We start from the raw sequence: 20,112 nt of genomic DNA, 5'->3' as shown, positions 1-20,112 counted from the left end.
AAAACCCCCCCCCCCCCCATTAACGTTAGTTAACAAAAAGAGCGTGAAAAGAATAGATATTGATTTTTTTATGCTATATACCGTCATATCCTCCGATTTTTGATATATATTTATGTTTTTAGGCAAAACAAAAGTAAATATTTTAATTGATTTAAACAAATTAAATTAGAAATAAATTTCACTTAAATATATCAAGAAACATCTTTCTATCTGGTTGCAATATATAAAACCCTGAAACAACTCTTTTCCACAGCCATTTTGAACAATTATTTTACACATTTTTTAAGCATTATCAGTTAATAATAAACAAATGACTTGTATCGGCGTTTCATTCAAACTTATTGTCCCTATCCACCCGGTACTTTTATCGTCAATCCATAATTTCTCACTAAAATATAGCAGAATATAGACTTAATAATGTATATTTGTTTTAATAATATTACAAGCAATTATCAATATGAACAAAAAAATTTATCTAAGTTGTCTGTTTATTCTTTTTACAACGGTTTATGGTTGGTCACAAACAGAAGTTATCGCCCACCGCGGTTACTGGAAAACCGACGGATCGGCACAAAATTCCATTACTGCCCTGTTGAAGGCCGACTCCATCCGTGTATATGGTTCGGAAGTGGATATATGGCTCTCTTCGGATGGCATCCCGGTGGTGAACCACGATGCAGACGTCACCCTGGACGGAAAGAAGTTGGTTGTACAGGATACGCCCGCCGCCACACTCAGAAAGGTAAGACTCGCCAACGGAGAGCCGTTACCTACCGCTGAAGAGTATCTGGATGCTTTCGCCCAATGCAAACATACCAAACTGATCATAGAGTTTAAGACGCACAGAGAGAAAGAAAGAGAAGACGAATTGGCCCAAAAGGTGATTGACATGGTCAATGAACGGGGCTTACAAGATAAGGTAGAATATATTTCTTTTGGCGTTAATTTCGTCCAACAGGCCAGAAAACTTGCCCCCGATGCTCCTGTCTATTATCTCAATGGGGATTTGTCACCGCGTGTCCTTGCCAAAATGGGAATGAACGGATTCGACTATCATTTTAATGTGTTGTACCAGAAACCGGAATGGGTGAAGGAAGCACATACGCTGGGGCAAAAAGTGAATGTATGGACGGTGAACAGTCCGGAAGATATTCAAAAGATCATTGACCTGAAAGTGGATTATATCACTACCGATGAACCATTGTTGGTAAAAGATATACTACAGGGAAAATGAGGCTGACAGTATCTCTGAAAGAGTAAAGAAGTGGCAGGCATATATATCCACATCCCTTTCTGCAAAACCCGGTGCACCTACTGTGATTTTTACACCGGGACCAACGAAAAGCAGATGGATGCTTTCGTTGATGCACTCTGTACCGAAGCCGGAATAAGGAAGGATGAGATCTCCGAACCGGTGAGGACCATTTATTTTGGCGGAGGAACCCCTTCACGGCTTCGAAAGGAGCATTTCGACAAAATCTTTAATACGCTGCATCGCCATTTCTCTATCAAACCTACCACGGAAATCACCGTCGAAGCAAATCCCGACGACCTTTCGGATACCTATGTGGAGATGCTCTCCCGGTTACCCGTCAACCGCCTCAGCATCGGCATACAGAGTTTCGACGATGATGAGTTGAAGTTCCTGAGCCGACGGCATACTGCACAACAAGCCATTGACGCGGTAAAGAGATGCCAACAACAGGGTTTCGGGAATATCAGCATCGACCTGATGTACGGGTTACCACAACAGACGGAGGAAACCTGGCAGCATACCCTGACACAAGCCACCAGCCTCAATGTTCCACATATATCTTCTTATCATCTTATTTACGAGGAGAAAACAAGAATGTACCGGCTGTTGCAGGCAGGCAGAATAAAACCGGCAGAAGAAGAGGTCAGCACCGCAATGTTTGCCATGCTGATCGACCGGCTCACCACACATGGCTATATCCACTACGAGATTTCGGCCTTTGGCAAGGAGGGTTATTTTTCGCGGCATAACAGTTCATACTGGAAGAACGAAAAATACCTTGGCTTAGGGCCTGCAGCCCATTCGTTCGATGGCGACAACCGTTCATTGAATGTCCCTTCACTTATCCGGTATATCAAAGGTGTGGAATCGGGCGTATTGAACCGGGAAACGGAACACCTGAGCCTCAGCGAAAAATATAATGAGGCTGTGCTCACCGGTCTCCGCACCATGTGGGGGCTTGACCTCACTGAACTTGCGGCCCGTTTCGGCGATGAATTCTACCGCTATTGCCTGCAAAACGCACAAAAATACCTCCGCATGAACCTGCTCAAAACTGAAGGCGGCACATTGAAACTGACCCGTGATGGCATCTTTATTTCCGACGGTATCATGAGCAACCTGATGTGGGTCGGTTAGAATCTCATCCGGTTGTTATTGCTACCACGATCACTCCCGTAACAATCGCTATCCCAAAACTCAGAAGCGTCCCAATCAAGATATACTCCGTAAGTTTTCTGTCTCTGGAGTCTTTCAAATCCCCAAAACGGAAAACCGATTTGGCTGCCACTAAAAAGCCTATTGCTTCCCAATGCCCCGATACAACAAAGATAAACACTAGCAATCTTTCCAGAATGCCGATATACTTACCGGCATTGGGCAATGATTTCTCTTTCACCGGTTCAATATTGTCTTCCCAGTTACCTAGTATATTTTGTATCACAATTCCACAAACGACTGTCAAAAATATAACCGCGGTAAGATATATCCAAAAACCGGGATTGGTAAAAAAATATGTATATGCTATCTCCTGATTGAAAAAAAGATACCACAGTGCCAATATGGTTAACAGATGCAACAACTGATCTATCAAAAACCATCGCGTTTTATAACGTTTATTCTGTTGGTATGACTTGGCAACATCTATTATAATATGAACGGCAGCCATTATGAGAGCCAACATCCAGAAACGCAAATCCCATAGAAACAACCACACAAGCGCGCCATGTATAAGGCCGTGCAAATAGAGCTTGGGAGATTTGATCCTTTTCATCTCCTTCTCTTCCACCCATGATTTCGGCTGCAGGACGAAATCACCGATCAAATGTGCCAATATAAGTTTCACCAACACAATCACGACTGTAATTTTTTCAGTTTACGCCTATACATCTGATCCACAGCCAATAGTTCTTCTACATGGGCTCTTCTCCATCTTCCGCTGACCGAATTTTGCTTTATTCCTAACCGGTCTCCAATCTCTTTTTGCGTGTAATCGGGATATTTCAACACCCATCCTATTAACTCTGCGGAAGCAACCATCCAATTATCCATAAAAAGAGAGGCTAGCTTCAGGTAAAGGTTCATCTCTTCATCGAATGCTTCCCAAGGACTTTTAATAAGTAAGTTCACTTTTCCTTTTTCCAGTTCTTCGAATTTCTCCCCTGCAAAAATAAAAGCCTCCCCATTGCTTTCGGAAATGCGCTCACCCGTATATGTCTTATTACCGATCCCTATAGCCATCCTCACATCAAGGAGACCGGATTTCCTTTTTTGATCTTCCGGAACAACTCTTTTCACCAACGCTTTAATTATAAGCGATTTTCTCAATGCCTCTTCGGGACGATCTATTTCCAACTGAAAAGAATCACCCCACACCAATTCCCATTGTTTTGGCGATTGACCCCATTCATTCAGCTGATTTTTAAGTGGAAGCAACCAGCTTTCCGAATTATTCACTTTCCGGGATGATATAATATCCCCTTTTATAACAGCTATCATAATGCAAATATCATAAAAATAAACGATATGTCAAAATATCGTGGAAATAAACGATACACCAAAATATCGTGGAAATAAACGATATCCTGATGTGGATTGATTGATGGTTACAGTATTTCCATCTGATGCCGGAAATCATAAAAAGTCTTCCTCATCAGATCGGCCAACGACAACTGATAATTAATATAGGCCCTCAGGTGGGATGTATAAGCATTGTTCAGACGGTTCCTTTCCAATGCCAATCCCTGGCTGTCGATATCTCCATCGGAAAAGCGCTGGCGTGTTATCTCAAAACTCTTTTCAGCAACCAGCACATTTTTCTCCAACACTTGCAATCTTTTTAAATTACTGTTGATGCTCGCTATAAGGTTTTTCACTTCAGTTTCTATCTCCCTTTCAACCTCTTCTTTCCGATAGTTATATTGTTTTAACCGTGATTCGGAGGCTCTTACCAAGGCCCTGTTTTCTCCCCAATCAAGAATAGGTATGGTAATGGTCAACCCGACGCCGTAACTGGCATTTCTATCCATCAGGTTATTGTATGAGTTTTTAATGGAAGAAAAAAGGCCGACATCGGTTCGCTGGTCTATACCGGCCTTTTCAAAATAAGCATCGATACTCCCCTTGATCATTCCATTTGATTTCTGCTGCTTTATATTCAACTTCTGCAATTCTATCTGTATCTCCTGTTCCCTTACCTCCAGCCTGTTTTTCAAAGCCATGTCAATGGCCTTTTCCGGATCAACGATCACGATCTGATAATCCAAATCGTTATCCAATGTCACACTATCATTCAAATCCAATCCCAATAATTCCTTGAAGGAATTTTTGGCAGATACTTCGTTTAAAACGGCAATATCGTAATTGTTTTGAGCTTCAGCCAAATCGACCTCCATCTGCAAGGCATCTACTTCACGTATCAAGCCGGCGGCGTATTTGTTTTGCGATATTTCATGCGCTTCCATCTGCCGCTCCAGGTCGAGATGGGCGATCTCAGTACTCCTTTGAAGGGACAATAAATTATAGTAGGCGCTACTCACCTGGTATACCAGATTCAATTCTTCCCTTTTGTATTGTTTGTTGGAGCGTTCGTAATCCAGTTCCGCCCTTTTGAGTGTCGACCGGATGCTATTGTAGGCATAAAAGGAATGGAGTGGCTGAGTAAACCCTATACGTGAGCGCAGGCGGGAAGAGCGAAAATTGCTATTTATATTCTCCCCGCTTGATAACATATTCTGTATAAAAATGTTACCATCTGTCGGCAAAGGCTGGTTGATAGTCAGCACGGTGGAGTAACCCAACTCCTTCACGGGATAATAAAAAGTAATTCCCGTGGTATCTTTCCAACTCTCAATGGTCTCAGTATATTGAGGAGCCCCAATAGTCATGTCGATATGCGTCTTTAACCGGCTGGTAGCAGACTTCAGATTGTATTCGGCAATTTTCAGGTCTTCTCCTAATTTCAACATACTAAAACTTTTGCTTTTAGCTATCCCGATACTTTCCTCCAAAGTAAGGGTATGTACTGTCTGGCTATATAATAACAGGTTAGAGACAAATAAACCGATACAGAATAGAAATAACTTTCGCATAACTCTAAAATTTTGAATTACTAATTACCAATTCCCAATTATCTCATTAGTCTTATTGGCACATTGACTCATTGGCTCATCAATTCCCGCCGGTGTTGATTCGGCTTGTCGGAATGGATCATTCCGTCTTTCAGATAGATATTCCGATGGGCATAATCAGCGATTTCCTGTTCGTGGGTAATCAAGATAATGGTATTCCCTTCTTTATGCAACTCTTCGAACAGACGCATGATTTCCACCCCCGTTTTGGAGTCGAGCGCCCCGGTAGGTTCGTCCGCCAGCAATATTCCGGGATTGGTCACCAAAGCCCTGGCAATGGCCACCCTTTGCCGTTGCCCGCCGCTCAGTTCAGAGGGTTTATGATGCAGGCGGTCGGACAGCCCCACCCTTTCCAAAGCCTTCAACGCTTTCTCCCGTCGCTCATTACCCGGAACTCCCGCGTAAATCAGAGGCAATTCCACATTCTGGATGGCATTTAACCGGGGCAGCAGATTGAAGTTCTGAAAGATAAAACCTATCTCCCGGTTCCTTGTGAGTGAAAGGGCATCATCATCCAAAGTGCTTACGTCAATATCATTGAGATAGTAGTGACCGCTCGATGCGGTATCCAGACAACCGAGGATATTCATTAACGTCGACTTACCCGAACCGGAAGGGCCCATAATCGCCACATATTCATTTTTTTCGATATGAAGATTGATGCCGTGTATGACGGGAATCTCACTCTCTCCGAGAGAATAACTCTTCTTCAGGTCTTTTATTTCTATCAGCATATCATTTTAGTTTATTCATAACGGATAGAGTCCACCGGTTTCAAATTGGCAGCATTCTTTGCCGGCAGGTATCCAAAGCTAACCCCCACGATTACCGAAAAAGAGAATGCGATAAAAACCGAATAGGGTTTGATAAAGGTGGTGATGTCGGTAAACAAGGTAACCACCAACGAAAGCATTATGCCGATCAACACTCCTATCAGTCCACCGGTAATACTGATGGCCACCGATTCGGTGACAAACTGTCCCATAATATCAATCTTACGGGCACCCACCGACCTGCGGATCCCTATTTCACGCGTACGCTCCATGACCGTTGCCAGCATAATATTCATGATGCCTATACCGCCTACCAGTAGTGATATGGCAGCAATGGCGCCCAAAAGGAAGTTATAGATCTGCCGTTCTTTTTCTTCCTGTTTAAGAAGTTCATAAGGAATTACAATGCTGTAATCGTCATTATTAAAATGATGCCTTTTTAATATCTCATCAATAATTCTGGACGCCTCGATCAATTTATCCGAGTTATTGATCTGAACCGTAATCTGCTGTATTTCGCTGGAAAGGACATTCTCTCTTGTGAAGCGGTTCAAGAACAAAGACAATGGCACATAGACATCCCTGTTCAGGTCTCTGGCCGCCAGCTCACCCACGGTTTCCGTAAAGAGACTTTTCGAAGCCAGCACACCAATCACTTCCAACCATTGGTCGTCTATCTTCACCAGCTTACCGACAGGATCTTCGCCTTTAAAAAAAGTGGCAGCCACACCTGCACCCAGCACACATACCTTCAACCGTTCGTTATAATGTTTTTCATTGATGAAATAGCCTTGCTGTACTGTATAATTCATCAAACTGAGAAAATCGGGTGTAATGCCTATAACCGTAGATTTCACCGACTTGTCATCAAACTTCACTTCGGTATTTTTTTCCGCCTGTGAGGCCACCTTTTCCACTCCCGGCACGATCTCCAGGATAACATTGGCATCCTGGATGGAAAGCCCCTGGGAAAACTTAGCCCGCACCTCTTCCAACTCTTCATCGGAAAGCGACTTTTCCCTGATGATGATATTATTGACACCCAAATCCTGGTATTTCGCAATCGCTTCACGTTTCGCACCTTCACCGATCGATAACATCGTGATTACCGATGCCACTCCAAATATGATCCCTAACATGGTCAGGAAGGAGCGGAATTTGTGATCGACCAGTCCCTGAAGCGCCAAACGAATATTTTCACCGTATTGCATATCCTGTTCTATAAAAATTCACAACTCACTGTCATTCCCGGCTTTAACCTATCATCCGGTTCCAATATCCGGACTTCCACATCAAAGACCCTTTGCCGGGATTTCTGGTCTTTTAGCCTGCATAACTTCCCGATATAGGCTACTTCTCCCTCGAACACCACTTTGGGCAACGCATCCAAACGAACTGACACCTTTTGATTGACATTTATCTTCAGAAAGTCGGTTTCATTCACCTGGGTATTTACTTTCATAAACTCCAGCTCGGGAACGTTGGCCAAATTGTTTCCTGCATAAATATTATCCCCTATCTTGTATAAACTTCTGGTGGGGCCTTGTCGGTTCCATTCAACCTGGAATACGCCCGATACGGGTGTCCGTAAAGTAAGTTGCGGCACCAGTGCTTTTGCATTTTCTATCTCTTTCCTGATCTGCTCGACCCTGATCTCCTGAATTTTTAAATCATTTGTGTTGATGACCTTATTAAGGTCGTAGATCTGCTTCTCCTTCTCAAGGTTGATCTCCGACTGCTCGAACTCCAATTGTTTTATCCGTCGCAACCGTTCCGATTCAAAGCGGGATGCTTCCAATTCGATCTTTTTTAAATCGAATGATGCCAGTTCATTCCTGATCCTTGATTCGCTTTCCTGTTCCCTGTTTTCTTGTTCCACATACAATTTTTCCAATACGGCCAATTGTGTCTCCAGGTTACTTTCCTGGTCAAGAATAAATTTATTGATATCGGCAGGATCCAGTTGGGCGATCGAATCTCCTTTTTTCACAATCTCCCCATGGTTCAACAGGCCGATGATCTTCATTTGATACCAATGTCGTCCATACCTTGGTATGATAAAGGATATGGAATTGATCGCGGCAAGTTCGCCCGTTTCTATGATGGTGCTTCCATCCGATATTTTCCTTTCGTTATCATCCGATCCAACCCTGTTTTTGCAGGAAGAAAAAAGAAATAAAAGGGAAAACACCACCGAAAGAGTGTATATTATTGTATGATTCATTTAATTAATTGAAAATTGAAAATAAAATTTGGCCTCCCAGTCCCCCAGTCACTCAGCCCCCCCATCACCCACTCTTCCACTTTTCTCCTCCACCTCCACAGCGAAAGGATCTACCAGTGCGATTTCATCCCCTTCTTTCAGACCGTTTACCACCACTATGTAATCGGTATTATTCTGTCCGGTTTCAATCTCTACTTTATCATAACCACTTGCACTTTTCTTATAGACAAAATTCTTGTCCCCCTCCGGTCTCAGCGCATCCAAAGGGATATAAAGCACATCCTCTATCTTGTCTATTATGATCCTGCAACTTACGGTGAGGCCGGGAAGCAGGTGCTTATCCGATTCACCCAGTAATATTTCAACAGGAAATATTTTTATCTTCGATGATCCATCCTTGTTCACAGCAAGATTGGCAATTGAATGGACCGTTCCGGTAAAGGTGCTATCCGAAAATGCATCCGGTTTAATTTCGACTTTCAGTCCCTTACTGATTTTTGCCACATCCACCTCGTTGATCCTTACCGTCGCCTTTAACTGTGACAGGTCGGGAAGCTGGATAATGGGAAATCCGCCCCAGCATTGATCGCCAATCTGAAACTTATTGTTACTGCTCCAGTTGCGGGATATGATGGCTATTCCGGATGAAGGAGTGACCACGGACAATTTGCTCAACGTCTCGTGTGCCTCATCGAGCCTGGACTGGAATTGCATAATGGATAGGTTTTTTTGCTTTACCTCTTCCCGTTGTATTTTTATCCGGTTGTCTATTTGCTCTTTGGCCCTTTCCAAGGCAATATCAGCCTTGTCGAGATTCAGTTGTATTTCTTTCTTCTTTATCTCCGACTCATACTCTGCCGATTCGAACCGTATTTTAGATATTTCATGGGATATCCGCGCCACCTCATATCCGGCTCTCAGTTCTTCCAGGTCGGACTTCTGCTGGGCAATCATCTTATCAAATTCAGCCCTGGCTATTTCCAGACTCGATTCTGCTTCGACAATGCCTTTGAGGACTTCCGACGGATCAAACACAATCAGCGTGTCCCCGGCTTTTACCTCCTGTCCGTCCTTTACCAGTTCTGTAATCTTCAGATTGCCATACCTCCAGGAAATAAGAGGCGCCACAATATTAAGAGATTGCACAGCTTCGATTTCTCCCTCTTCGTACAAATCAAGAAAAAGGGTTCCTTTTGCCACTTTTCCTACAGGTATCTGCTGAGTTTCCTTTTGACCGCAAGCAGCAAAGAATATCAAACCAAAAAGGAGAAAAGAAAGCTTAATACACTTGTTCCTCATTTTACCAGTATTTATCTTATTATTGCAAAAATCAGTGAATGCCATCTTTCACCCTATCGGATTGAGTCCGAAAGCAACTGCTTCCCTCTTACAAATGAAGCAGGCGGCTTAATCAATGAAATAACTTCCCCCCTTTTCAAACCGGCGGTGATTATTGATTCTTTCATTGATGATGGGCCGGTTACAATTTGGCGCATATCATATTTCTTGTTATTCCGCACATACACTACTTTCATCGAATCCACCTCATAAATGGCTATCCGGGGTACCACGATGGTATCGCCGATATAGGTTGTAATTACACGGCTATTTGCTGTAAATCCCGGTTCAGGAAGTTCCATGACACTGTCGATAGAGGCTTCTACCTCAAAAAACTTCACTTTTGAATCTCTCTTATAGGGTTGTCCCACGGGTAATTTTTTGGTTATCCTGCCATGTGCGCTATTCCCCGGCATGGCATCAAAGGAGTAGACCACCGAATCATTTTCGTTGATCTGTTTGAAATCGGTTTCGTTGACCGCCATTTTCACCTTCATCTCCGACATTTCAGGGATAATAACCACTGGCATATTATTCCAGACATTATCCCCTACTTTTAACTTGTCACCTGTCATACGGGAATCGGCTACAATGGCTAAACCTTTTTTGGGAGCCCTGACAGTCAATGCTTCAAGAATTTTTTCTGCCGATTGCAGCCGGTTGGTCAACTGCTGGATATTTATTTCCAACTTTTTTATTTCCGACTGGTTAATGATATCAAGGGCATTCAGTTTCTGTTCAAATTTTACTTTTTCTATGGTTGCCCTTTCCAGTTCTAATTCCTTGATCCTCCGTTGGGTTGGCGTGGCAAATTCAAGTTGCAGAGAATCGAGTTGGGCGATGTTCGTATCGGCTTCATTATTTTTCACCTGTGCTTCCAACAAAGCATACTGCATTTTCAAATCGGCATTGACCTTATTCAGTTCAGCAATCGCATTTTCTAATGTAATTTTCAGGTTATCATAATTACTCTGTTGATCATTATCCTCAATAACGCAGACGACATCTCCTTCGTCCACGTATGTACCATTGTCGATCAGGAAGGTAACGATCCCGTCCACATTCCCCGGACAGGTAAGGGTTGTGAACCGGATAGGTTCAACTATACCTTCAATCAGGATTGAATTCTCAAAGTCGGTATTGGAAACAGCATAGGTAGATATGCCCTCTTTATTTTTCAAATTACATGAAGAGAGACAAACAAATAAAGTTAAAATAAAAATTATCTTATCTTTCTTGAAGATGATATGATCCAATCGATAGTGCAATAAAATGATTTTTGGTATACACACCTCTTTTTGCAAATGTCGTAAAAAAAGATGATATCCCAAACATATCGCGAAAAAAATGATGATCAACTCAGCCCTTCTATTTTCCCGTTGATGATATCTATCCGTTTGGCCTGCGGATCGGCGGGCAGCCCGGGCATGCGCATCATCTCACCGGCAATGGCGACGATAAACTCCGAGCCACGGTTAATCACCAGATCATTGATCTTGAACCGGAAGTCTTTTGCGACACCATACCATTTGGGATCGGCCGAGAAGGAATACTGCGTTTTAGCGATGCAAACCGGCATCCTTTCAAGAGGTGTACCCTCAATCAGCTTGAGTTTCTTCAATGCTTTCTCGCCCATTACCACGTCGCGTGCACCGTAAATGCGTGTAGCCACTTTCGTGAGTTTGGTCTCTATACTGTCTTCGTCGTCATAAGTAAATTTCAATTTTTCCGAAGACCTGTTTTCAACAGCATCCACTACCGCTTCAGCCAGTGCCACTGCACCGGCCCCACCGTCGGTAAACGCTTCATTGACTGCGAACGGCACTCCCCTTGCATGGCAGAATGCCCGCACGGTATCGATCTCTTCAGCTGTGTCAAAAGCATACTTATTGAATGCTACCACGATGGATTGTCCAAAACCGACCAGGTTATCAAGATGTTTCCCAAGGTTTTCCAACCCTTTTCTCAAACCCTCCAGATCTGATTCCCTGATCACCTTTTCCGGTGTGCCTCCATGCATTTTCAATCCCTGTGCGGTAGCGACAATAACCGTCAGTTTCGGACATAATCCACTCTTACGGCACTTGATATTGAAGAATTTCTCTGCTCCCAGATCAGCACCAAAGCCGGCTTCGGTGACCACATACTCACCGTATGTCATTGCCATCCTGGTAGCCAATACCGAATTACATCCATGTGCGATATTGGCAAACGGGCCACCGTGCACAAAAGCAGCCGTATTCTCCGTAGTCTGCACAAGGTTGGGATGGATGGCATCCTTCATCAGTACGGTGATGGCGCCTGCCACACCCAGGTCTTTCACGGTAAACGGCTCACCATTGATCCTGTATCCAAGTAGGATATTCTCAATTCTCCGACGGAGATCATTTTCATCTTCCGCCAGGCAGAGGATAGCCATTAGTTCCGAGGCGGCAGTAATATCGAAACCACCTTCCTGTGGAATACCGTTACCCGGCCCAAGTCCGGTAACAATATATCGCAGACTGCGGTCATTGACGTCCAACACCCGTTTCCAAAGCACCTCTTTGATCTCTTCACCCGTACCCTGCACACGATAGATATAGTTGTCGAGCAAGGCAGAAATAGTATTATGCGCTGTGGTTACCGCATGAAAATCACCTGTAAAATGAAGGTTGATATTCTCCATCGGAAGTACTTGCGCGTATCCGCCGCCTGCGGCGCCGCCCTTCATCCCAAAAACGGGGCCTAACGATGGTTCACGCAAAGCGACAATCGCTTTTTTCCCGATCTTGTTCAATCCCAATGCCAATCCTATGGACACTGTCGTTTTACCAATACCCGCCTTAGTCGCAGTAATGGCTGTCACCAATATCAGGTTACTACGGTCAACTTTTTCCTGATCGATAAGATGAAGAGGTATCTTTGCCATATGCCTCCCAAAACTGATCACCTCTTCGCGATCGATCCCGATGCTTTCCGCCACATCTTTGATTTTTCTCAGGGGTGTTTCCCTTGCAATTTGAATGTCTGAGTTCATTTTTTTAGAGTAAAGAGTAAAGAATAAAGAATAAAGACTTTAGAGCCAATATTTTTGGAGTCAAAAACCAAGAATCAAGACTAATTGGTAATTATTTACATCATCATCACATCATTTAATTTTTTCCTATTTATTTTCCACCTTCTCACCCTTCCACCTTATTTCAACTTTTCCTCCAGCATGATCAACTGATCCCGCAACTGCGCAGCTTCTAAGAATTCCAGCTTCTTTGCCGCTGCCATCATCGCTTTGCGGGTCTGTTCAATCTTTTTCTTCAGGTCGTCTTTCGAAGCATACTCGGGTACCGGTTCTGCTGCCAATGCATAATAATCCGGTTCTATATATGCTTTTACCTCGGCTGTGATTTTATATTCCCTGCTCAATGCCGATGAACGAGCCTTCTTTATCTGCTGTGGTGTGATACCGTGCTCTTCGTTATATTTTATCTGCTTTTCTCGTCTGCGATTGGTTTCATCAATAGTCATCTGCATACTGTCGGTCATCTTGTCAGCATAGAAAATCACCTTTCCGTTCACGTTACGCGCCGCACGTCCGGCCGTCTGGGTAAGGGACCGGTGGGAACGGAGGAATCCTTCCTTGTCGGCATCCAGTACCGCCACAAGCGATACTTCCGGCAAATCCAACCCTTCCCGCAGCAGGTTCACACCGATCAACACGTCGAATAAGCCATTACGCAATTCATCCATGATCTTCACCCGTTCTAACGTCTCCACATCGGAATGGATATAATTACACCGCACACCGTTCTTTGTCAGGTAATCGGTCAGTTCTTCCGCCATCCGTTTGGTGAGGGTCGTTACCAATATGCGCTCATCGACTTCCACCCGCTGGCGGATCTCTTCCATCAGGTCGTCGATCTGGTTCAGGCTGGGGCGTACATCAATCGGTGGATCAAGCAATCCTGTAGGCCGAATTAACTGGTCCACCACAATACCTTCCGATTTCTCCAATTCATAATCGGCGGGAGTGGCACTCACGAAAATAATCTCAGGGGTAAGGGCTTCAAACTCTTCGAACTTCAGCGGACGGTTATCAATCGCTGCCGGAAGCCGGAAGCCGAATTCCACAAGATTGATCTTGCGCGAGTGGTCGCCACCGTACATGGCACGTATCTGAGGAATGGTGACATGGCTCTCATCGATGACGGTGAGATAATCGTCAGGAAAGAAATCAAGGAGGCAGAAAGGGCGTGTGCCGGCGGCGCGGCCGTCGAAATAACGGGAATAATTTTCTATCCCTGAACAATAACCTATCTCCTTGATCATCTCCAGGTCATAGGTCACCCTTTCGTAAAGCCGTTTAGCCTCATAGGGTTTCCCAATTTCCTGAAAAAATTCCACCTGTTTTCCCAAATCGATCTGTATCTCATCAATTGCCCTGTTAATACGTTCCTGGGTGGTAACAAAAAGATTGGCGGGAAAGATACGGTATGAGTCCAACCGCTCGATGGTGATGCCGCTGAGCGGATCCACCGACTCGATACTTTCTATCTCGTCCCCCCAGAAAATCACACGGACAATATAATCGTGGTATGCCAGGAAGACATCTACCGTATCGCCTTTCACCCGGAAGTTTCCACGGTTGAAGTCGGCAGTTTCGTTGCGTGAGTAAAGGCTGTTCACCAACAGGCGCAACAACCGGTCACGCTCCATCACCTGACCTTCGCGGATATCTATGGTGGTCTTGTTAAAATCTTCGGGATTACCGATACCATACAAACAGGAAACCGAAGAAACCACAATCACATCATTCCTTCCCGAAAGCAGTGAGGAAGTTGCGGCGAGCCGCAGTTTTTCAATTTCATCGTTGATAGAAAGATCCTTTTCGATATAGGTATCGGTGGTCGGAAGATAAGCCTCCGGCTGGTAATAATCGTAATAGGAGACAAAATATTCCACCGCATTATTCGGAAAGAAGCTTTTGAACTCGCTATAAAGTTGTGCCGCCAGTGTCTTGTTGTGGCTCAACACCAAGGTGGGTTTATTGATCTGTGCAATCACGTTGGCCACCGTAAAAGTTTTCCCTGATCCGGTAACACCCAACAGGGTCTGATAAGGGACTTTCTGCTGCAGGCCTTCTACCAGTGCGGCGATGGCATCCGGCTGATCGCCGGTAGGTTGATATGCTGACGTAAGTTGAAATTCCATAGATATTCTTAAACAAACAGGCGTTCAATTAGTTTTCATACCTGCAATCCGAGATAGTACCTGCCAACACCACCGCTAAGGAGCTTCGGGATAAGGCTTTGTTTCAAAAATGCTGACAATCTGAAAAAGCGGATCCAACTCAATATGGGCAATATAGCCATATACCTCTTTTGTGACGCCATCTTTCGGATATGACTTTTGCATTGGCACATTCACTTTATAATGATGACTACCCGTCACGCTATATTGTACCGACTCCAGGTCCGGTATAAATTTCAGGGTAGTATCCTCTGTCTGTGCACCCGTCACAAGCAATTCACCGGCAATTCTTTCACGGGTAGCAGCACCCGAATTGAAAAAACGATATACGGTAGGTGCCAGGTAACGCACCAGACTGTTATGATCCAACGCAGAAAGGGCCATAAAAAAAACGTCTATTGTAGCACGTATACTATCCAATGTGACGGCATCCGCCGTTTGCGACCGGGAAAGCAGATCATATCTCTTCCTTGCTTCTGCAATATAATCACCCCCGATACCACCGTCCTCCGTCAGCATGATATAATCGGAGTATGACTCCGGCGTATTCATCTGCAAAGCACCCATCCAGACCAGCGAATCAAGCCTCGACTTCACTAACGGAATGTATGGGCTATTTGAATGCCGGTCTAAGAAATCCCGCAACTCTGTAACATTGTCCGATTCTTTCATCCTCTCCCATGCAATGGATTCTTCCGATTTCAACTTGTAAAGACCTGCCTGCGCCTCATCGAAATGGGTTCCCTTGGGATGCGCTTCCATATAGGCAAGGTATCCCTCAATGGAATTCTCCTTTACCGCTGCATCCCAGCCACCCCGATCCAGGTTATTCCTGCGGATAGAGCCATTGTATACAAAAAAGGCACCGACCAGGAGAGCGGCCACTAATAGGAACAGGAGCGGGACTCCTGCCCGTTTTTTCTTCTTCGGCTCCATCTTTTTCGGCTCCGGGCCTTCCGCCACTAACACTGATTCCGGTTTACCGTCCTTGCCGGCAAGATCTTTTAATTCGGTATCCTTTTGATTGACTGTTCCCTTACGGAATGAGGGTAAATCTATAGCGTCTTCATTGGATGGAGTATTCTCTTTGCTGATCTCCTTCGGAGCCTCTACTTCATATTCAGTATGGATCTTCTTTGCACAATCATCACAAAAAAGAGCCTCTTCCAGTTTGGTTTTTCCACAAAGGGGGCAAAATTGAGACATAGTTTCAAATTTGTATCAAATGTACATAAAAGTTTAAACATATACACAGACCAATAAAAATTGGTTATTTTATCTCATTCCACTTCGTTCCGTTCGGGGAGGACGATTTGAAAGAAGCCACCACTTTCCTCGTATTTGAAGATTATTAACCATTAAAACATTCAACATGAAGAAAATATGCGGCTTGGATGTGCACAAAGATAATATTTTTTGTACGATTTACAATGGAGTGAGTTATTCTCAAGTGAAGGAATACATCAAATATTTACCCATTGAAAAATATGCCTTCCACAGGAGGAAGGGATGTACGGACAAAAAAAATGATTTTTTCTTATAGTTATATCTATATATTTTATTATTTAAAAATAAAGTATCGGGTTTAGGATGCTCACCCTATTGACAAGAAATTATTTTGCGAATAGGCCCAAATTTTGTACATTTGAATACGAATTTTCAATTTGGGAATCAACAAATCAACACTATCTGTCCCGACTCGTCGGGATCAGTAAATCATCACATCAACAAAATGTCTTATATACGGAAACGCATTCAATCTTTCAGTCACGCATTCAGGGGTATGCATACGTTGTACAAAGAGACACCCAATGCGCAGATCCACCTGATTGTGGCTATCATCGCAGTCGCACTGGGATTCCTATATAGAATTTCCTCCGGGGAGTGGCTTGCCATCATCATTACCATAGGTGCCGTATTCTCCATGGAGACGATGAATACCGCATTGGAGAGATTGTCGGATTACGCCTGTAAGAAAGAGATTCATCCCACTATTAAAAAAGTGAAAGACCTCTCCGCCGCCGCAGTCCTGATTATGGCTTTGGTTGCTGTCGCGGTCGGGCTCATCATCTTTTTACCTAAAATTTTCTGACCATACATGACTGAAATTTCACCCTTTCCCTCAGATATCGCAACCGATACTATCCGTGTGCAACTTCTTAAGGTTGACCGTGAGAGGAAATTGCTTATCTGTGTGAGGGCTGAGGATCCCGGCATGCCACTGATTGCCAGGTACGGAATTTCACCGGAGAACAGTGCTTTTACTCCTTCTATTGAAAGATTCCGGGAAGGAGCCAACCTGAATCTGATCGATTGTGTGATTGATGAGGATGGTTTTCTGATCCCTGACTATATCATCCTTGAGCCTGACTACCTGATCGATGCTTCCGCTATCGCGGAATGCTTCCAGGATTATTCGATATCCCCACTCCACTATTTCCGTAACAAATTCGAGGAGAAAGAAAACCGCTCCTATCTGCTACTTGGGAACCTGGCTAATTTTTTCCTTGACGAACTGGTGTTTGCTGAAAATCCGGAGTCAGTTTCCTTCAGGGATGTGTTTCTGCGATCATTTAGACAGTCGCCTTTCGAATACACCAGTTGCGAAGATATCCGCTCCGAAAATGATTTCCGCCTATTTATGGAAAAAGCACGAACCCAGTTTGAAAATATCAGACGGGTGATCCGTGAAGATTTCCCCGAACGGGGTATCGACCTGCATCACTGCACATTGGAGCCTTCGTTCTTTTGCGAGCGGTTCGGATTTCAGGGACGACTCGACTTGCTACAACTCCATTCCGAAGAAACCGAAGCCCGGATTGTGGAGTTGAAATCCGGCAGATTGCCGTTTCCCTCTTCAGACCCCGCCAGGATTGCGCTCAACCATGAAGTGCAGACGGCTGTTTACCGTCTGATGATAGAGACTGTTTTCGGAAAAAAGGTACAGGGAGCGGATACCGCTATCCTCTATTCGGTGGGAACCCGTCCGGGCGAGAACCTTCGCACCGCACCGGTTGATGGGGAGTTGGAGAAATCGGTACTGAATATCCGTAACCTGATCGTGATCAACGAACAGATTCTGATACAAGGAGAAAACCGGGATGCAGAGGCATTGTTTACCTCCTTGTTCAATCTTATTGAAACCGGAGAGAAACTGCCTGCGTTCTTCATCGGAAAAATCGAACGGATACGTTCACAGTTATCGGGTTGCAGCAAAACGGAACTCTCCTTCTTCTACCGTTATATCCGTTTTATATCAAGAGAACTGTATCATCAGAAGATAGGCGATATCGCCTATGAAACGCCGACGGGTACGGCCGCACTTTGGAACAGTGCCTTCAGCGAACGGGCTGATGCATTGGACATACTTTTCGATCTTTCCATCATCCGCATCGACGATTCGGGAAACGACATGACCATCTTATTCGCACGTAACCAGGCGGAAAACGATATTGTCAATTTCAGGGAAGGTGAAATATGTATTGTCTACCCGAGAGAAAATGAAAACGATACGGTACTCAACCGTCAAATACTGAAAGGTACCATCGCACGGATCACCTCAGAGTCAGTAGAAGTACGTTTTCGTTATAAGCAGAAAAACCGCCGCTTCTTTGAAGAGAACCGGCTCTGGGCGGTAGAACACGATTCGTTGGATACCACTTACAACAGCATGTACAAGGGTCTCTTTTCTTTTCTCTCCGCTTCCGCAAAAAAGAAAGAGATATTGATGGGAGTAAGATCTCCCGGGACAAATGCCGGCATATTGAATCAGGATAATTTTCCAAAAGAGGGATATCTGAAAGAAGCTGGTCCGCAAGAAACCGGTCCGGAAGTAAGTTATCCGGAAAATATCATCCGTAAGGCGATGAGCGCTGAAGACTATTTCCTGATCGTGGGTCCTCCCGGTACGGGAAAGACATCCATCTTTGCCCGTCGGTTGATTGAAGAATACCACGCACAACCGCAGAAGAATATCATGGTACTGGCATACACCAATCGGGCTGTGGACGAATTGTGCGACGCCATCAACGCCGCTTTCGGATGCCGGAAGGGGGAATGTGATGCCTATATCCGGGTGGGGACGGAACTTTCATGTGCAGAACCCTATCGTCACCGGTTACTGCAAAGGATTTCCGAGAAAGCCAAGGATAGGGAATCGCTGAGAGACGAGATTGAGCGGACACGGATCTATATCTCTACCCTCGCCTCCATCAACGGACGGATGGAACTTTTCAACCTCAAGCATTTCCATGTAGCCATTATCGATGAGGCATCACAGATATTAGAGCCGCAGATCATCGGCCTGCTGCCCCGTTTCGATCGTTTCATTATGATCGGCGATCATAATCAATTATCTACGATTGTATTGCAGGATCGTCAATTTTCAGGTATCCATGAGCCGGCCTTACATGAAGCTGAATTTATGGATTGCCGTGATTCACTATTTGAACGGCTTTTGCGCCGCTGCAAAACGAAAGGATGGCATCATGCCTATGCCCAACTCACCCATCAGGGGAGAATGCACAACGAGATCGCTGCTTTTCCCGCAACCAGTTTTTACTCCGGGAATCTTTTTCCGGTGCTCGACTGGCAAACCTCAGCATGGAGTCTTCTCAGCCCGTCGAATGATCAATTTGACCGGTGGATAGCCACGGAACGTACAGTCTTTTTTTCGACGGAAAAAATCAATGAGTCCTTTACTTCCGACAAAATCAACGAGGTTGAAGCCGACCTGATCATCACGCTTTTGACATCTATCCGGAATGTATATAAAGCAAATGGTTATCTGTTTGATACACGATCAATCGGAATCATAGCACCCTACCGGAACCAGATTGCCTTAATCAGGCATAAGCTGTCTATGTCGGGAATCCCTGACTGGGAGAATATCATGATCGATACTGTTGAGCGATATCAGGGGAGCCAGCGCGATGTGATCCTGATGTCGCTCTGTGCCAATAAACCTTACCAGATGAATTTCCTATGCAACTTCAACCATGACGGCACGGTGGACAGAAAACTTAACGTGGCCATCACCCGCGCACGCCGGCAACTCTTTCTTGTCGGCAATGCCTCAATCCTGCGGGAATCACCCGTCTATGTTGCCCTGCTCGATTTTTACAGGGAAAAGAATCGTTATTCGGTGATTATTCGGTAGTGGTTCGGTTG

At 44.6% G+C, this 20,112-nt stretch carries 15 protein-coding genes; 4 read left to right on the top strand and 11 right to left on the bottom strand.

From position 1 onward, the window contains the following. The first annotated feature begins 457 nt into the window (after window positions 1–457). Complete coding sequence (locus ABV001_RS12445; RefSeq protein WP_352423108.1) at window positions 458–1,234, top strand: glycerophosphodiester phosphodiesterase; 777 nt, start codon at window positions 458–460, stop codon at window positions 1,232–1,234. Between the two features lie 30 nt (window positions 1,235–1,264). Next, window positions 1,265–2,392, top strand: coding sequence for a radical SAM family heme chaperone HemW (gene hemW / locus ABV001_RS12440; protein WP_352423107.1), 1,128 nt, complete (start codon window positions 1,265–1,267; stop codon window positions 2,390–2,392). Between the two features lie 4 nt (window positions 2,393–2,396). Here hemW and ABV001_RS12435 read toward each other — a convergent pair whose 3' ends face one another. The 11 genes from ABV001_RS12435 to ABV001_RS12385 form a co-directional block, all read right to left on the bottom strand. Then, window positions 2,397–3,104 (bottom strand): DUF3307 domain-containing protein, encoded by a 708-nt coding sequence (locus ABV001_RS12435; RefSeq protein WP_352423106.1) that lies wholly within the window; start codon window positions 3,102–3,104, stop codon window positions 2,397–2,399. Window positions 3,105–3,106: 2 nt separating this feature from the next. Continuing rightward, entirely contained in the window at window positions 3,107–3,751 is a 645-nt protein-coding gene (locus tag ABV001_RS12430) for a hypothetical protein (RefSeq protein ID WP_352423105.1), read from the bottom strand. Window positions 3,752–3,858: 107 nt separating this feature from the next. Next, window positions 3,859–5,343: a TolC family protein gene (locus ABV001_RS12425; RefSeq protein ID WP_352423104.1), complete on the bottom strand. Its 1,485-nt coding sequence runs from the start codon at window positions 5,341–5,343 to the stop codon at window positions 3,859–3,861. Window positions 5,344–5,411: 68 nt separating this feature from the next. Beyond that, entirely contained in the window at window positions 5,412–6,116 is a 705-nt protein-coding gene (locus ABV001_RS12420) for an ABC transporter ATP-binding protein (RefSeq protein WP_352423103.1), read from the bottom strand. Between the two features lie 11 nt (window positions 6,117–6,127). Further along, window positions 6,128–7,366 carry an ABC transporter permease gene (locus ABV001_RS12415; RefSeq protein ID WP_352423102.1) on the bottom strand — a complete coding sequence of 413 codons (1,239 nt, stop codon included), beginning with the start codon at window positions 7,364–7,366 and terminating at the stop codon, window positions 6,128–6,130. Between the two features lie 8 nt (window positions 7,367–7,374). Then, a complete protein-coding gene (locus tag ABV001_RS12410; protein WP_352423101.1) occupies window positions 7,375–8,379 on the bottom strand; it encodes an HlyD family secretion protein in 1,005 nt (334 codons plus the stop codon). Window positions 8,380–8,427: 48 nt separating this feature from the next. Further along, window positions 8,428–9,678, bottom strand: coding sequence for an efflux RND transporter periplasmic adaptor subunit (locus tag ABV001_RS12405; protein WP_352423100.1), 1,251 nt, complete (start codon window positions 9,676–9,678; stop codon window positions 8,428–8,430). Window positions 9,679–9,731: 53 nt separating this feature from the next. Further along, the gene (locus tag ABV001_RS12400) at window positions 9,732–10,898 is read right to left on the bottom strand and encodes an efflux RND transporter periplasmic adaptor subunit (RefSeq protein WP_352423099.1); all 1,167 of its coding nucleotides are present in this window, start codon (window positions 10,896–10,898) and stop codon (window positions 9,732–9,734) included. 173 nt (window positions 10,899–11,071) lie between these two features. Then, on the bottom strand, window positions 11,072–12,736 hold the full coding sequence (locus ABV001_RS12395) for a formate--tetrahydrofolate ligase (protein ID WP_352423098.1): 1,665 nt from the start codon (window positions 12,734–12,736) through the stop codon (window positions 11,072–11,074). Between the two features lie 158 nt (window positions 12,737–12,894). After that, a complete protein-coding gene (gene uvrB, locus ABV001_RS12390; RefSeq protein WP_352423097.1) occupies window positions 12,895–14,904 on the bottom strand; it encodes an excinuclease ABC subunit UvrB in 2,010 nt (669 codons plus the stop codon). A 75-nt stretch (window positions 14,905–14,979) separates the two neighbouring features. Then, window positions 14,980–16,149 carry a hypothetical protein gene (locus ABV001_RS12385; protein ID WP_352423096.1) on the bottom strand — a complete coding sequence of 390 codons (1,170 nt, stop codon included), beginning with the start codon at window positions 16,147–16,149 and terminating at the stop codon, window positions 14,980–14,982. A 526-nt stretch (window positions 16,150–16,675) separates the two neighbouring features. Here ABV001_RS12385 and ABV001_RS12380 point away from each other — a divergent pair. Continuing rightward, window positions 16,676–17,035 (top strand): diacylglycerol kinase family protein, encoded by a 360-nt coding sequence (locus ABV001_RS12380; RefSeq protein ID WP_352423095.1) that lies wholly within the window; start codon window positions 16,676–16,678, stop codon window positions 17,033–17,035. Between the two features lie 6 nt (window positions 17,036–17,041). Then, complete coding sequence (locus tag ABV001_RS12375) at window positions 17,042–20,101, top strand: DEAD/DEAH box helicase (protein WP_352423094.1); 3,060 nt, start codon at window positions 17,042–17,044, stop codon at window positions 20,099–20,101. The last annotated feature ends 11 nt before the right edge of the window (window positions 20,102–20,112 follow it).

The sequence above is a fragment of the Proteiniphilum sp. genome, assembly GCF_040307845.1.
Lineage (GTDB): Bacteria > Bacteroidota > Bacteroidia > Bacteroidales > Dysgonomonadaceae > Proteiniphilum.
The sequence above is the reverse complement of the archived record's forward strand: the minus strand, read 5'-3'. Positions and strand labels throughout refer to the sequence as shown.